The organism is Campylobacter lanienae NCTC 13004 (assembly GCF_002139935.1).
In the GTDB taxonomy this organism is placed as follows: Bacteria; Campylobacterota; Campylobacteria; order Campylobacterales; family Campylobacteraceae; genus Campylobacter; species Campylobacter lanienae.
This window is the reverse complement of record NZ_CP015578.1, coordinates 1,118,330-1,132,347: the sequence shown is the minus strand read 5'-3', so window position 1 is coordinate 1,132,347 and position 14,018 is coordinate 1,118,330. Positions and strand designations below refer to the sequence as shown.

The 14,018-nt window shown below is 34.2% G+C and carries 15 protein-coding genes and 7 tRNA genes; 11 read left to right on the top strand and 11 right to left on the bottom strand.

What is annotated here, in order from left to right; translation table 11 throughout:
* Positions 1 to 682: 682 nt before the first annotated feature.
* The gene (locus tag CLAN_RS05750; protein WP_100590808.1) at positions 683 to 2,257 is read right to left on the bottom strand and encodes a flagellin B; all 1,575 of its coding nucleotides are present in this window, start codon (positions 2,255 to 2,257) and stop codon (positions 683 to 685) included.
* Between the two features lie 1,048 nt (positions 2,258 to 3,305).
* On the opposite strand from CLAN_RS05750, the gene CLAN_RS05745 reads away from it, so the two are divergent.
* Entirely contained in the window at positions 3,306 to 3,602 is a 297-nt protein-coding gene (locus tag CLAN_RS05745; RefSeq protein ID WP_100590807.1) for a hypothetical protein, read from the top strand.
* A gap of 80 nt (positions 3,603 to 3,682) precedes the next feature.
* Here the strand turns inward: CLAN_RS05745 and CLAN_RS05740 are convergent, their stop codons facing one another.
* From CLAN_RS05740 to CLAN_RS05730, 3 genes are read right to left on the bottom strand one after another with little or no spacing between them, the layout of a single operon-like run.
* A complete protein-coding gene (locus CLAN_RS05740; RefSeq protein ID WP_167368939.1) occupies positions 3,683 to 4,777 on the bottom strand; it encodes a cytochrome b/b6 domain-containing protein in 1,095 nt (364 codons plus the stop codon).
* On the bottom strand, positions 4,770 to 5,267 hold the full coding sequence (locus CLAN_RS05735) for a diheme cytochrome c (protein WP_086245872.1): 498 nt from the start codon (positions 5,265 to 5,267) through the stop codon (positions 4,770 to 4,772). Before CLAN_RS05735 ends, CLAN_RS05740 begins: the two co-directional genes overlap by 8 nt.
* 10 nt (positions 5,268 to 5,277) lie before the next feature.
* Positions 5,278 to 5,691 carry a DUF1924 domain-containing protein gene (locus CLAN_RS05730; RefSeq protein WP_086224971.1) on the bottom strand — a complete coding sequence of 138 codons (414 nt, stop codon included), beginning with the start codon at positions 5,689 to 5,691 and terminating at the stop codon, positions 5,278 to 5,280.
* Positions 5,692 to 6,011: 320 nt separating this feature from the next.
* Between CLAN_RS05730 and CLAN_RS05725 the strand changes: the two genes are divergently transcribed.
* From CLAN_RS05725 to CLAN_RS05690, 9 genes are all read left to right on the top strand, one after another.
* Positions 6,012 to 7,403, top strand: a complete 1,392-nt coding sequence (locus tag CLAN_RS05725; RefSeq protein WP_100590805.1) for a cation:dicarboxylate symporter family transporter — start codon at positions 6,012 to 6,014, stop codon at positions 7,401 to 7,403.
* 92 nt (positions 7,404 to 7,495) lie between these two features.
* Entirely contained in the window at positions 7,496 to 7,831 is a 336-nt protein-coding gene (locus CLAN_RS05720) for a ComEA family DNA-binding protein (RefSeq protein WP_096017099.1), read from the top strand.
* A 148-nt stretch (positions 7,832 to 7,979) separates the two neighbouring features.
* Positions 7,980 to 8,055, top strand: a tRNA-Lys gene (locus CLAN_RS05715).
* 4 nt (positions 8,056 to 8,059) lie between these two features.
* Positions 8,060 to 8,135, top strand: a tRNA-Val gene (locus CLAN_RS05710).
* A gap of 20 nt (positions 8,136 to 8,155) precedes the next feature.
* Positions 8,156 to 8,232 (top strand) — tRNA-Asp (locus tag CLAN_RS05705).
* Between the two features lie 9 nt (positions 8,233 to 8,241).
* A tRNA-Lys gene (locus CLAN_RS05700) sits at positions 8,242 to 8,317 on the top strand.
* 8 nt (positions 8,318 to 8,325) lie between these two features.
* Positions 8,326 to 8,403, top strand: a tRNA-Glu gene (locus tag CLAN_RS08235).
* 12 nt (positions 8,404 to 8,415) lie between these two features.
* Positions 8,416 to 8,491, top strand: a tRNA-Val gene (locus tag CLAN_RS05695).
* A 19-nt stretch (positions 8,492 to 8,510) separates the two neighbouring features.
* Positions 8,511 to 8,587 (top strand) — tRNA-Asp (locus tag CLAN_RS05690).
* 347 nt (positions 8,588 to 8,934) lie between these two features.
* On the opposite strand, the gene CLAN_RS05685 is transcribed toward CLAN_RS05690, so the two are convergent.
* Genes CLAN_RS05685 through CLAN_RS05665 form a run of 5 tightly spaced genes read right to left on the bottom strand, consistent with a single transcriptional unit; the run spans position 8,935 to position 10,529 of the window.
* A complete protein-coding gene (locus CLAN_RS05685) occupies positions 8,935 to 9,129 on the bottom strand; it encodes a hypothetical protein (protein WP_100590804.1) in 195 nt (64 codons plus the stop codon).
* Positions 9,130 to 9,173: 44 nt separating this feature from the next.
* Positions 9,174 to 9,539 (bottom strand): hypothetical protein, encoded by a 366-nt coding sequence (locus CLAN_RS05680; protein WP_096018460.1) that lies wholly within the window; start codon positions 9,537 to 9,539, stop codon positions 9,174 to 9,176.
* Positions 9,540 to 9,551: 12 nt separating this feature from the next.
* Entirely contained in the window at positions 9,552 to 9,845 is a 294-nt protein-coding gene (locus CLAN_RS05675) for a hypothetical protein (protein WP_096018459.1), read from the bottom strand.
* A 6-nt stretch (positions 9,846 to 9,851) separates the two neighbouring features.
* Positions 9,852 to 10,109, bottom strand: a complete 258-nt coding sequence (locus tag CLAN_RS05670; protein WP_086293041.1) for a hypothetical protein — start codon at positions 10,107 to 10,109, stop codon at positions 9,852 to 9,854.
* A gap of 21 nt (positions 10,110 to 10,130) precedes the next feature.
* Entirely contained in the window at positions 10,131 to 10,529 is a 399-nt protein-coding gene (locus tag CLAN_RS05665; protein WP_100590803.1) for a hypothetical protein, read from the bottom strand.
* Between the two features lie 162 nt (positions 10,530 to 10,691).
* On the opposite strand from CLAN_RS05665, the gene CLAN_RS05660 reads away from it, so the two are divergent.
* A complete protein-coding gene (locus tag CLAN_RS05660) occupies positions 10,692 to 10,901 on the top strand; it encodes a transcriptional regulator (protein WP_096014376.1) in 210 nt (69 codons plus the stop codon).
* A gap of 81 nt (positions 10,902 to 10,982) precedes the next feature.
* On the opposite strand, the gene argH is transcribed toward CLAN_RS05660, so the two are convergent.
* Together argH and pckA are read right to left on the bottom strand one after the other, a co-directional pair.
* Complete coding sequence (gene argH / locus CLAN_RS05655) at positions 10,983 to 12,374, bottom strand: argininosuccinate lyase (protein ID WP_096014377.1); 1,392 nt, start codon at positions 12,372 to 12,374, stop codon at positions 10,983 to 10,985.
* A gap of 66 nt (positions 12,375 to 12,440) precedes the next feature.
* Positions 12,441 to 14,015 (bottom strand): phosphoenolpyruvate carboxykinase (ATP), encoded by a 1,575-nt coding sequence (pckA, locus tag CLAN_RS05650; RefSeq protein ID WP_167368968.1) that lies wholly within the window; start codon positions 14,013 to 14,015, stop codon positions 12,441 to 12,443.
* Between the last annotated feature and the right edge of the window lie 3 nt (positions 14,016 to 14,018).

The following is a 14,018-nucleotide window of genomic DNA, read 5'->3' as shown; positions in this document are numbered from 1 at the left end:
TAACAATTGCGAAAATTTTGCCACAAAGATTATCTTTAGCTCTAGCGAAGTTAAAAAATAGAAGGCTTTTACAGGGGGTTAGGGGTTGTTAAAAGCGAAGCTAAGGTGTTGCTATCCTTCGTAGCGTCGCAAACGATGATTTACATCGTTTTTGCTGTTACGCTACTCATCTGCCAAAAAAGCGCTTTTTATTTTTACCTACTTTTAACGCACGAACAAAGTCCGTGCTAAAGTAGCAAACGCTAAAGTCCCCATAAATGGGGTACCCCTTCCCACTTAAAAAAGAAAAGAAAAATTTAGATTTCTCTCATATTTCAAAAATTTAAATCCGCAAAAAAAGAAATATAAATTTAAAATTCAAATTTCTAAAAAATTTCGGGCAAAGAATTGGGGCGCCCCACGAAGTGGGGCTTTAGGTGGGTCAAGGGCGAATGGGTCACATTCCAAATTTTCGCCACAAAACAACCATTTAAGGTTATTTTGCTATTGCGAAAATTTTATCGCAAAGACTAGCTTTGCTAGTCTGCGAAGTAAAAAATAAAAACCTAAATTCAATCCGCTTGTCGGATGGATAACTTTAGGTGGGTCAAGGGAGTGTAACTCCCTGTCGCAAACGGCGACTTGTTGCCGTGCGAAGTAAAAAATAAAAATAATTTAAACCTGTGCGAAGCACAGATTTAAATTATTGTAACAATCTTAATATATTTTGTTGGACAGCGTTGGCTTGGCTCATGGCGTAGCTACCACTTTGAGCTAGGATATTGAATTTAGAGAAATTTGCACTCTCACTAGCAAAATCCACATCCCTTATCTGACTTTCAGCTGATTTGACATTGACTTGGGTAACTGTGATGTTATTGATAGTTGCTACTAATTGGTTTTGGACTGAACCTAAATCTGCTCTTAGTTTATCCAAAGTTTTTCTAGCTGATTCAGCTACATCCACCATAGCTTGAGCACCACCATAGGTATTTACTCCACCGGCTTGATCTACTTCTTGACCAGCATTAGACGCATTACCATTAAAAAATCCCATTGCTTTAGCTATTGTGGCGCTGATTGTACCAGAGTTCATATATTTTAAATTTACACTTGATTGATTAAATGCTACGGATGCTACACTAGCATTACTTATCGCATTAGCACCGGTAAATACCGCAGAAGCAACAGTCGACATGCCATTTAAACCAACTTTAATATCCCTAGCATCTTGGCGAACAAATGTTAATTGGCCTAAATAAGCAATACCTTGTACCGACCAGTTAGCATCCTTAGCACCAGCAATTGTAAAAGTAGCATCAGAATGAGTATCAATTAATATGGCTCTACCATCTTTAGCCGCTAAAACCAATCTACCATTTTCAACACTAGCTTCTACGCCTGTTTCATCTTTTTTAGCGTTGATGGCTGCGACTAATACTCCATCACTATCGTTGGCTTTTACAGTTACATTACCAATAGTTACGCCATTTATCGTTAAATCATTGATTGTCCCAGCAGCTATTGCTTCAGACATAACTTGAGTATTATTTACAGTTACTTTTACACCAGTTTTATCACTTACGCCATTCATCATTTCAGCGACAGCTTTGTAGCCATCAGTTTTTAAAATAGTTCCAGAAATAGCTTGAAATTCATAACCATTAGGATATCCATCTACACCGCTTAATTTTATAGTTAGCGTTCCAGCAGATATATTACTTACAAGAGAAACATGAGCATTTTGAGTAGTCTCAAACCTAGTATGCCCAATTGTATTTGAGTTTGTAGCACCTATGCTTACTTTAGCTGTTTCATTACTATAAGCACCTATTTGGAAGTTTTTATTAGAGAAGTTACCATTTAATAGTTGTTGGCCATTAAAGCTTGTAGTAGTAGCTATCATATCTAGCTCTTCAAGAAGTCTGCTAATATCATTTTGAAGGGCTCTTCTAGAATCACTATTTTGACCATCTTGGGCTGCTTGGATAGCTTTGGTTTTAATAGTATCTAGTATTTTAATCTGTTCATCCATAGCTTTATCAGCTGTTTGAACTATACCTATTGCGTCATTACCATTAGATATAGCTTGACCTAATGAGTTGGCTTGGCTTTTTAGTGAGTCAGCAATAACTAAGCCAGAAGCATCATCAGCTGCTGTTTGAATTCTAAGGCCTGAACTAAGGCGACCAAGTGAGCTACTAAGTGCTCTATCTGTGATTTGTGAGTTAGCATGAGCATTCATCGCTGCTATGTTAGTGTTGATTCTAAAACTCATATTTTATCCTTATTAAAAGATTTAAGCTTAATCCTTTGCTTAAGCATATTTCATTATATCGCACGAAAGATTAAAATATTAATATGGGGGGGGGAATTCACTAAATTTTTTAAAAAATTTAAAAATTTTTATATAAATTTACCTTTTTGGCTTAAATATCACTTAAATTAATTATATTTTAATGGTTAGTTGTAAGTAATATAATGGTAAAAAATTAAAGAAAAATGGATTAAAATGAATTTGTAATGAGAATGTAATTAAATTTTAGAGAATTTGGAATTTTATTGGTTTTTATAGATTTGTATAGTGAAGAAATTTATTTTTAAATCTATTTTGAGATTTTAATAAAATTTCAAATTTGCTAAAAAAGATTTGGGGCGGATAAATGGGGTACCCCATTTATGGGGACTTTAGTATTTGCTACTTTAGCACGGACTTTGTTCGTGCGTTAAAAGTAGGTAAAAATAAAAAAGCGCTTTTTTGGCAGATGAGTAGCGTAACAGCAAAACGATGTAAATCATCGTTTGCGACGCTACGAAGGATAGCAACACCTTGGCTTCCCCCTTAACAACCCCTAACCCCCTGTAAAAGCCTTTCAATGGGTGGCTTACACCACGGATTTTTATAGGGGTACCCCGCTTGCGGGGCTTTAGTGTTTGCTACTTTAGGCGTGGCTTTGCTACGCTGCTAAAAGTAGATAAAAATAAAAAGCGCTTTTTTGGCAGATGAGTAGCGTAACAGCAAAACGATGTAAATCATCGTTTGCGATGCTACGAATAATAGTAACACAAACTTTCCCCTTAATAACCCCCTAACCCCCTGTAAAAGCCTTTTAAGATTAATTATTCCAAATTTTATCCGTAAAATAACCATTTAAGGTTATTTTACTGTTGCGAAAATTTTGTGCTTCGCACAGATCTAATAATTTTTTAAAACTATAATGAGCGTAAAAAATGAATTTGTTTTGCTTCTTAGTCAAGCTACTTAATAGTGAAATTTGGTCTAAAATTTGCTTGTATTGTGTAAATTCACAATACAAGGCTAAAATATGACAATAGACAATGAACTAACCACAAAATTAATGAATATAGCCACCAATCAAGCTAAATTCGAAAAAAATGGCGAATTTGATGAAATTTTACAAAATTTAGAAGGGATAAAAAACAACTCTAGCGATATAGACTCCGCTATCTCAAATGCCGCCAAAGAAGCAAATAACGATGCTAAATTATTTGCTACATTTGATTTTATGCAAGCTATGAATCAGCTTTTATATGGAAATTTAGATGATAATGAACGATCAAAACTACTAGCCAAAATGGAAAAAATCGCCCAAAGTGTTTAATAGTTTAAAATCTATTTTCTAAATTTATCACTATCAGATGGGCGAAGCGGTGATTTATAGCATTAAATTAAATTAAAAAATTATCTTATCTTTTCATACTCAATCACACTAATTATCCCATTTTCGATCCCCTTATGACAAGCTGCGCAATTTGCTTTGGATTTGATATCGCTCTTTGAAAAGATTTTTTCATCTATTTTTCTATGCTTTTTTATCCAATATGGATTTTGAGTGATGGCGATATTTTGGTCGTTTTGAGCGTATTTTAGTATATTAAATGCTGTTTTATTGCCTTTTTGTTCAGCTGAATTGGATCTTAGGAAATTTAATATCTCTTTGTTTGTCTCTTCATCTACACTAGCATCATCGCCAAAGTGATCTTCTAAATTTGCCATCATAATCTCCCATGATTTTTTAGGCAACAAAAATGGTGCATAGATCATATGGCAGCTACCGCACTCTTTGGCAAATACAGCATTTTGTGCGCTATAATCTACCTTTAAAGCGTGAGATTTTAAGATAAAATTATCTTTATTAAAGATATATAAAAATATTGCGATAATAGCTAAAATCCAGATAAAACAAAATATTTTTTGAGCTAAATTTGCCCTTATACTCTCATCATTTTGGGTGAGCTTATAGCCTGTTATCATAGAATTTACAGAATCATTTTTGTGTATAAACTTATCTATCAAAGCCCCACAAATATGAATAATCGCTACAAACAAAAGGGTATTTGCTGATAACTCGTGGATGGATTTTGTAAATTCAAATTTCGCATAACTATCATATAAAAAAGCGAAAATTCCACTATTTTTATCCAGGCCATAAAGCACCAATCCAGATACCACACAGACAAATCCAATGGCCAATATCATGATAATTGCTATACTTGAAGCGGGATTATGACCGATAAATCTCTCTTTTTTACCCAAAAATGAGCCAAAATAGCTAATTAATCCTTGGAATTTAAAATCGCTAAATTTAGAGTATTTTGTCCCTACAAATCCCCAAACTATCCTAAATACGATCGCCACACCAAATATCACACCAAAAGCAGCGTGAAAATACACCAAATCATCAAATTCGTTAAACACATAAGCAAGAGCAAAGCTAAGTATCAAGGCAAGATGGGAAAATCTCGCCGCAAAACTCCAAATATAGCTTTTAATCACGCCAAACCCCATAATTTGGTATATTCACGCTATCATCGCCGTAGATGCCTTGATCGGCTTTTTTGTGACAGGCTGTGCAGTTAGATAGAGTCTTGACCTCTTTTTGCGTTATCATCCATTTTTCTATCTTTCTATGCTTTTTGATATGATATGGAATTTCAGTTATTGACTTGTATAAAACGCCGTTTTCTAGGGATTTTGTGATTTTCGCACTTCTTTTATAGTTCATCGCATTTTGGCTAGCATTTGCCAAAAGATAGCTAAGAATGCTTTTATTTGTTTCATCATCAATGCTCGCATCACTCCCATAGTGGTTTTCTAAATTTTGCATTATAAACTCCCACGACTGGGTCGGTAAAAGTCCAGGCTGATAGCCGTAATGACAGGTGGCACACTCTTTTTTATATAGCTCATTATCAACCGGCCTTACATCTGGCCCCTTTGCTTCTAAGCTTAAAATCGCTACAAATACAAATAGTAAAAATCTCATTTTTTATCCTTTATTGTTTGATTAGATAGTATAAGACATCGCCCTTTTCTATGGCGGTTCCCTCTCTTAAATAGACATCTTTGAAATTTCTTTTTAGCCATTTTTTCACCTCTTTAACATCGCTTAGCCTAGATGGATTCACACTTGGTGAGAGCGGTGGGATAATTTTGTTAGTGAATATATTGGTAGCTTCTTTTTTGAGGTCGTTACCATGGCAACTTTGGCAAGAAAGCTCTTGAGAATTTTTGCCTATATGCTTGGTTGTGAAGATTTTCTCACCCCTTAAAGCATCAAAATCTTTGAAATTTGGATCTAGCTTTAGAGCCTCGGATTTTAGCTCTGTTATATACTCACTCATAGGTGCATTAAACGAAGTAGCATTGAGCGCATAAGCACACAGACAGACTAGGGCTAATTTTTTCATAATTTCTCCTTAAAATAATAAGGGAATATTATAAATCTAAATTGTTTAGCAGTTGTTAAATTTAAATTTATTTTTATAAAATTAACTAAAAAAGTATTTATAATATTGCTATTAAACTCATTTTTTGGTGATTTCATATGAAATTTCAGATTATACCACAGAGATTGGCCTATGGCTTTAAAGAATAGATAATAAATTATTTTGATTTGTAATGCGATATTGATTTTTACGATGATATGGTTATATCTGAAATTCACCTTGATTTCTTGCTAAATTTAAGTTTTATTGTGCTAGAATTTTCTATTTTTTAAGGTTTTAGTATGCTTGGAGTGTTTAAAAATCTTGCATTTTGGGTTGTTTTAGCAATAGTGCTTGGTATTTTCGTAGGTTATTTTTTTCCGCAAATTGGCATTGATAGTAAATTTGGAATTGACTATTTTATCATGATTTTAAAGTGGATGGTAGGGCCCATTATCTTTCTTACTATTATTGCTGGCATTGTGGGTTTAGAGAGCTTGAAAGACCTTGGAAGTATAGGTTTAAAGGGCTTTATATACTTTGAAGTAGTTAGCACGGTGGCTTTGGCTGTTGGTATTTTAGGTTCGCTATTATTAGAGCCTGGCGTAGGAATGCATTTAGATGCTAACTCCTTTGATCCTAGTAGTGTAGAGAAATTCTCTGGGGCCTCAAAAGATGTAGGCTCGATCTGGTCGATACTAGCAAACGCAGTGCCAAAAACTCCGCTTTTTGCCTATGATGATTTAAGTATGCTTAGCGGATTTGGCTTTGTTTTAGGTGTGTTTAAAAATGCCCTTTTAGCCCTAAGTATCGTTATCACCCCATTTATCAAAGCTAATACACTTCAAGTGCTTTTCATGGCTTTGATTTCAGCAATTGCGTTAAGCTTCGCACCAAAGAAAATTAAAGATTTTTTCATAAAACCTATTGAAAAAGCCCAACACTGGGTGCTAAAAATCCTTAGTATTTTTATGTGGCTTAGCCCTTTAGCGGCGTATTGTGCGATGGCCTATCTCATCGGTAAATTTGGGATTGAGAGTCTCATTGGTATGCTAAGTCTGCTTGGGACTATGCTAGTATCGTGTTTGATATTTATCTTTGTTGTGCTTGGCGTGATTTGCTACTTAGCTAAGGTAAATATATTTAAATTTATGCGCTTTATCGCAAAAGAGGTGCTAGTTGTCTTCGCTACTAGCTCAAGCGAAGTCGCCTTAGCTCCACTTATGAAAAAGCTAGAAAGCGCTGGAATTCACAAAGGCTGCGTCGGCGTAATCACCCCTTTTGGCTACTCTTTTAACCTAGATTGTACAAATATTTATCTATCATCTTGCGTTATATTTTTGGCTCAAGCTTTTGATATAGAGCTTAGTTTTTCACATTTGCTTAGTATTTTACTGATTTTAATGGTTACTAGTAAGGGCGCTGTGGGCGTAACGGGATCTGGATTTGTAGTGTTAGCTGGGACGCTTGGTTCTATGCATGATGTCATATCTGTGGTGACTGTGACGGTGCTACTTGGGGTTGATAAATTTATGAGTGAGATGCGTGCGGTGGGAAATCTCTGTGGCAACGCAGTCGCTTGTCTAATCGTAGGAATCTGGGATAAAAAAATTGATAGAGATAAGTTTAATTATGCTATAAATCACCCTGATGAGTTTGACTTTGAGAGACTTGAGATAAAAAAAAGAGCTTAAATTTAGCAAAATTAAATATTATATATCTAAATTCAGTAAAATTTATATAAAATTTAGATTTAATATAAAATTATTTTATTTAAGGAGATTAGATGAAGGCGATTATTTTAACCGCTCTTAGTGCTAGTATGGTCTTAGCAGCTATCAATATCAACACAGCTAACAAAAATGAGTTAATGGAGCTACCTGGAATTGGTGAAGGTAAGGCAAATGCGATTATCGAATACAGAGCCAAAAACAAATTCAAAACCATAAATGAGATCAAAAATGTCTCTGGAATTGGAGATAAAATATATGAAAATATTAAAGTTGATCTAATAGTAAATGGCCCAACTGATACAAAAAATTTAAAAAGCAAAGATATTAAAAAACCAACAAAAAATGATAAAAAAGAAAAAATAGATAATAACTCTACAAAAGCTAGATAAAATCTCTATGGTTAAATTTAGTTTTGGCTAAATTTAACCAAAATTATATAAATAAGATAAAAATTTATATATTTAGGTTAAAAATTTCTTTATTAATCTTGACAAAGATTAATATTTTTTGTATAATTCAACTTCATTTTTTATTGGCGTCTTGTTAGCTCAGCAGGTAGAGCATCTCCCTTTTAAGGAGGTGGCCGTTGGTTCGAATCCAACACAGGACACCACTTCGGTCGCTTAGCTCAGTTGGTAGAGCGCCACCCTTACAAGGTGGATGTCATAAGTTCGAGTCTTATAGCGACCACCATTTATTCTTAAATTTCAGGTGCGGCGGTAGTTCAGCTGGTTAGAATATCGGCCTGTCACGCCGGAGGTCGCGGGTTCGAGCCCCGTCCGCCGCGCCACAATCGTGTGTCTTGTTAGCTCAGCAGGTAGAGCATCTCCCTTTTAAGGAGGTGGCCGTTGGTTCGAATCCAACACAGGACACCACTTTTTTAGACCCTTTCGTCTAGTCGGCCCAGGACATTGCATTCTCTGTGCAAAAACGCCAAGTTCAAATCTTGCAAGGGTCGCCATATAGTTAGTTTGGTCGCTTAGCTCAGTTGGTAGAGCGCCACCCTTACAAGGTGGATGTCATAAGTTCGAGTCTTATAGCGACCACCATTATTCTTAAATTTTAGGTGCGGCGGTAGTTCAGCTGGTTAGAATATCGGCCTGTCACGCCGGAGGTCGCGGGTTCGAGCCCCGTCCGCCGCGCCACTCTTGATTTGAATTTGATTTTATACTCCTAATAAATAGTGTAAAAAGTTTTAAAGTCAAAAATATATCAATTTCAACTATATAGTTTTGAAAAGATAGGCAAATTTACGCTTATTATGATAATAAAAAATAAATAGATATGAGAATACTTATAAAACACACAATTAGATAAATTTTATAATTTTATTATAATTTTTGTTTTTTAACCTTTTTATAGACTAAAAATAGATCAACTATATAATCAATAGATAGATCTAGTGAAAAAACAACACGCAAGATAATATAGAAAAAATTAAACGCAATACTCCTAAGGCATAATCTTTTATTATAAATCTACTAATGGCTAGCTACCAAAGCAAGAAGACAAAACCATATATAATGCTAACAATTAGAGGTTTTATAGGATCTTGAAGTGGCAAAAGAATCAAGTCTGATAATACTTTTTCCTTGTTTTGTAGGTTATTAAATTTTATTTTTAAAGTAGATAAATCTTCTTTATCTACTTTATCTTGAACGCTTAAAAGAAAGATATTATAATCCATATAAACTCCTGTAGTTGTATTATTATTATTAAGGCGAAAATGCCTTAAGAATCAGTGTTTAATTCTAATTCTACATATACCATACTATCATCAGTGTATCTAGCAGAATAGTTAATCCACGAGTCCCACTTATATGGCTTAGAATTTACAACTCCATTTACTTTTACTTGAGCTTTGCAAAATTGGGTTTTACTCTTTTCATCAGTTAAATCACTCATAAAACTACTATAAGTAAATTTTAACTTTTTACGATCGATTTCAGACAATCTACTAAAATAATTTTCTAAAATTATATCAGTTAAAACATTTTGAACCTCTTTGTCGCCACATTTTGGAATACCGCCACTACAAGCAGTGAAAAATAGTGCTACAGCACCGACAAGCATAAATTTTATATTTAAGTATTTCATCGTTTTCTCCTTTTATTCGCCTAAGCAATATTTAATTAACTCTTCGTCCATGCTAAGATTTATTACTTTTATTTGTAAATTCTGTATATCTTGAGCATTATTAGCAGTAATAGATGAAGCATTAAGAAGTAATCTTTCTTTATCATTTAGATTGTCTAAAACTTCATTTGCCATGCAAGAGCAAAAATCCCTATTTTTTGATTGTTGTTCGCAACTTAGTATAAATGACTTTATAAAAGACTCACTTCCTATATCAGCAAAACATATATTTGCTAAAAAAGTTAGGAAAAATAGAATATTTTTCATTTTACTTTACTCCGTTATTATTTTGATATATTTTATTATTTCATCATTTTTAGCTCCATTTTGGCCTAAGAGATTTCTTAATAAATCTAGGCTGAGTTGTGGAGGAAATATGAGATAAGAGTTGGTTGGAAAACCATTTGATTTTAAACCAATACAAAATTTTTCATCTTCATTTGTATATGCTTCTCCTGCAACAATCTCATAAGTATCTTTATCGTAAAGTAAGGTAGGTTTTACCTTAAAAGGTGCGTATTTTTCACTCATTTTTATCTCCTTAAATTGCAATCACTGCATAAGATTTATAATCTTTTCTAAATTTTGTTTGCGAAGCTTTTTCCCTACTAGAAATAGATCCACAATCCACCAAATCCAAATAACAAGCAATATAGATGCATTGTTAAATGAAAGCTCTATAAAAATATCTAAAATTACCAATCCTAAGCGGATAAAACCAAGCAGCATATCGCCAATCATAAAGCGCGCTACACCAAGATTGCCAAGCAAAAAGTTTCCCACCCAAAATACAAAAGCTGGACTTTTTAATTTTATCTGAGAAAGTTTAGAGATAAAATCCTTTTGTTTATCTTGACTTAAGCTTTCAAATTTATCTTTTAATATTGCAGAAGACACACCATCTTTTGGGAGCTTATCTTGAATGATTAAAAGAACCGAATTAAAATCCATATGATCTACTTTAATAAAAATATGTTGAATCATTCTATATAATTATTTAAATAATATTGAAATATTAAATATATTATTAGTAAATAATTGAATATTTCTAGTGTTTTTAATAAAGAATTTTTGCTGTAAAATCCTTATTTAGTTAAAAATTTAAGGTAAAAAATGGCAAAAAAGAGCAAACGCGATATGGCATATGAGTTAGATATTGATGTTAGCACTTTGTATAATTGGAGAAAGCATAAACCAAATTTATATCGTATTGTTATGCTTGGGTTTAAATTTGATGAACTTTTAGAGAAAAATAGACAAAATTATGAAGAGTTACTTAGACTAAACCAGATGATACAAGACGAGATTGATAAATTTAAATAGAGTAAATCTTAATATAATTTCTTAATATAAAAAAGCTATTAAAAATTAAATTTAAAATTTTGAGCGAATTATCGCCCAAAATTATTTATCGTTTGAATTTAAAAAATCACTAATTAAATTAAGTTGAATATCTACGCTATAATCGCTAGTGCCACCTAGACTTCTTCTAGCTTCTTTGGAGCTTTCTAGTTTTAGCAGCTCTAAAGCGTCAGAATCAATAATAGGCTCTATGCTTTGTAACTCATCCAAACTTAGTTCGCTTAAATCCTTGCCTAAGCTCTCAGCTAGCGCTACGCATTTACCGGTTATGAAATGCGCTTGGCGAAATGGAATTTGCTTTTGTTTGACTAGATAATCAGCCAAATCTGTAGCACTTAAATGGCCTGTTTTACATGCTTTTAGCATATTTTCTTTATTGAATTTAATCTCTTTAATCATCTCATTTAAGATAATTAGAGAATTTTTAGCATTTTTAACGCTATCAAATAGCGGTTCTTTATCCTCTTGCATATCTTTATTATAGGCTAAAGGTAGGGATTTCATCGTGGTTAATAGCGAAATTAGGTTGCCGTAGGCTCGGCCTGTTTTGCCTCTGATTAGCTCGGCTACATCGGGGTTTTTTTTCTGTGGCATTATGCTTGAGCCTGTGCTAAATCTATCGCTAATTGTGATATATCCAAATTCGCTACTACTCCATAAAATTAGCTCTTCGCACATTCTAGATGTGTGGGTAAATATAACGCTAATATTAAAAAGCAATTCAAGCGCAAAATCTCTATCACTCACGCTATCCATAGCATTTGGCGTAATCCCGCTAAATCCGAGCTCTTTTGCCACCATCTCTCTATCGATTGGATGGGGTGTGCCAGCCATTGCGCATGAGCCAAGTGGGCTAAGATTATTTCGCTTATAGCTACTCATCAATCTATCATAGTCTCTAATAAACATAAATCCATAAGCTAAAAGATGATACGAAAGGCTAACAGGTTGTGCGTGTTGAAGATGAGTAAAGCCTGGCATCAGTGTAGATTTATGCTCTTTGGCAATTGAGTGTAGAGTTTTGATAAGATTTAAAAGTAGCTTAGAAATTGCTAAATTTGCTTCAAGAACAAATAGTCTAAAATCAAGAGCGACTTGGTCATTTCGGCTTCTTGCGGTGTGAAGTTTGCCGCCAAATTCAGCTCCGATAATCTGGCTAAGTCTCTTTTCGATCGCCATATGGATATCTTCATCAGCGATATTAAATTTAAACTCACCATTTTCTATTTCGGATTTTATCTGATCTAAACCTTCTAAGATCTTATTAGCAGCTTCATTGTCGATTATATCGCATTTAGATAGCATTTTGGTGTGTGCTTTAGAGCCATTGATATCTTGAGAATATAGCTCCTTGTCAAATTCAATTGACGCATTAAAAGCTTCTAAAAGCTCACTACTAGCTTCGCTAAATCTACCTTGCCACATTTTTTGCATAAAAAATCCTTAATTAAAGTGTAAATATCAGAATAATCCGCCCCAAATCAAAAGGGCGGTTAGGGGTTAATTTGCTGGACCGGCTTTGGCGAATTGGACGCCTTCAGGGACATCTTCATAGCGTTTGAAATTTTTGATAAACATATTTGCTAGATTATCTCTACTTGTGATATACTCATCTTTATTAGGCCAAGTATTAATAGGGTTTAATAAATTTGTTTCAACGCCATCAAGATATTTTGGGATAGCAAGATTGAATTTTTCAAAGTTTTCAAATTCGCATTTTTGTATGCTACCATCTAAAATTGCGTTTATACAAGCACGGGTAGCTTTGATACTCATTCTTTTACCTACGCCATACGCACCGCCGCTCCAGCCGGTATTTACTAGATAGACATTTACTTGATGTTTGTCTATTTTTTCGCCAAGCAATCTAGCATAAACGGTAGGATGAAGTGGCATAAATGGCTCGCCAAAACAAGCTGAAAAAGTAGCTTGAGGTTCGGTGATACCACGCTCGGTACCAGCGACTTTGGCCGTGTAGCCACTTAAGAAATAATACATTGCTTGTTCTTTTGTGAGTTTTGAAACTGGCGGAAGTATCCCAAAAGCATCAGCGGTAAGGAATATTATATTTTTTGGGTGGCCGGCTTTTAGGCTTGGTTCGTGATTTGGAATATGCTCAATAGGGTAGCTTACACGGGTATTTTCTGTTTTTGAGTCATCACTATAATCTACTACGCCATTTTCATCTATACATACATTTTCTAATAGGGCATCTCGTCTGATAGCGGCGTAAATTTCAGGTTCGCTTTTTGGGTCTAGATTGATACATTTAGCGTAGCAACCACCCTCAAAGTTAAATACTCCATCATCATCCCAGCCATGTTCATCATCGCCTATTAAGGCTCTATTTGGGTCTGTGGATAGTGTTGTTTTGCCAGTGCCACTAAGCCCAAAGAATAGGGCTGTATCGCCATCTTTGCCGACATTTGCCGAGCAGTGCATGGAGAGTTTGTTTTCTAATGGTAGCCAGTAATTCATCATAGAAAATATACCCTTTTTCATCTCGCCACCATACCATGTACCGCCGATAACTGCGATATTGTCTTCTATATTAAAGATTACGAAAACTTCTGAATTTAATCCATCTTTTTTATACTCATCATTGAGACATTTACAAGCATTATATACCACAAAATCAGGAGTGAAATCAGCAAGTTCAGACTCGCTTGGGCGGATAAACATATTTTTGACAAAGTGAGCTTGCCATGCTACTTCTGTTACGAATCTTACGCTTTTTCTGCTTGCTAGGCTAGAGCCACAATATGCATCTTGGATATAGATATTTTTGCCACTTAGTTGGGATTTGGCTTTATTAAGTAGCTTATCAAAGGTCTCTTTTGTCATAGGTTGATTAATTTTGCCCCATGCTAAATATTTGTTGCTTGGATCTTGATTTACAAAGTATTTATCTTTAGGGCTGCGACCTGTGAAAATCCCAGTATCTACGCCAAATGTCCCATTGTCTGTAATATAGCCTTCATTATTTGCTTTTTCATGAGCAAAAAGCTCATCATAACTAAGATTATGATAAATCTCTTTAATATTTTTTAAGCCTAACTTATCTAAATCCTTTATCAT

Coding starts and splice junctions, on each gene's coding strand:
- CLAN_RS05750 (WP_100590808.1), bottom strand. CDS start 2,257: ATGAGTTTTAGAATCAACACTAACATAGCAGCGATGAATGCTCATGCT.
- CLAN_RS05745 (WP_100590807.1), top strand. CDS start 3,306: ATGACAATAGACAATGAACTAACCACAAAATTAATGAATATAGCCACC.
- CLAN_RS05735 (WP_086245872.1), bottom strand. CDS start 5,267: ATGAGATTTTTACTATTTGTATTTGTAGCGATTTTAAGCTTAGAAGCA.
- CLAN_RS05730 (WP_086224971.1), bottom strand. CDS start 5,691: ATGAAAAAATTAGCCCTAGTCTGTCTGTGTGCTTATGCGCTCAATGCT.
- CLAN_RS05725 (WP_100590805.1), top strand. CDS start 6,012: ATGCTTGGAGTGTTTAAAAATCTTGCATTTTGGGTTGTTTTAGCAATA.
- CLAN_RS05720 (WP_096017099.1), top strand. CDS start 7,496: ATGAAGGCGATTATTTTAACCGCTCTTAGTGCTAGTATGGTCTTAGCA.
- CLAN_RS05685 (WP_100590804.1), bottom strand. CDS start 9,129: ATGGATTATAATATCTTTCTTTTAAGCGTTCAAGATAAAGTAGATAAA.
- CLAN_RS05680 (WP_096018460.1), bottom strand. CDS start 9,539: ATGAAATACTTAAATATAAAATTTATGCTTGTCGGTGCTGTAGCACTA.
- CLAN_RS05675 (WP_096018459.1), bottom strand. CDS start 9,845: ATGAAAAATATTCTATTTTTCCTAACTTTTTTAGCAAATATATGTTTT.
- CLAN_RS05670 (WP_086293041.1), bottom strand. CDS start 10,109: ATGAGTGAAAAATACGCACCTTTTAAGGTAAAACCTACCTTACTTTAC.
- CLAN_RS05665 (WP_100590803.1), bottom strand. CDS start 10,529: ATGGATTTTAATTCGGTTCTTTTAATCATTCAAGATAAGCTCCCAAAA.
- CLAN_RS05660 (WP_096014376.1), top strand. CDS start 10,692: ATGGCAAAAAAGAGCAAACGCGATATGGCATATGAGTTAGATATTGAT.
- argH (WP_096014377.1), bottom strand. CDS start 12,374: ATGCAAAAAATGTGGCAAGGTAGATTTAGCGAAGCTAGTAGTGAGCTT.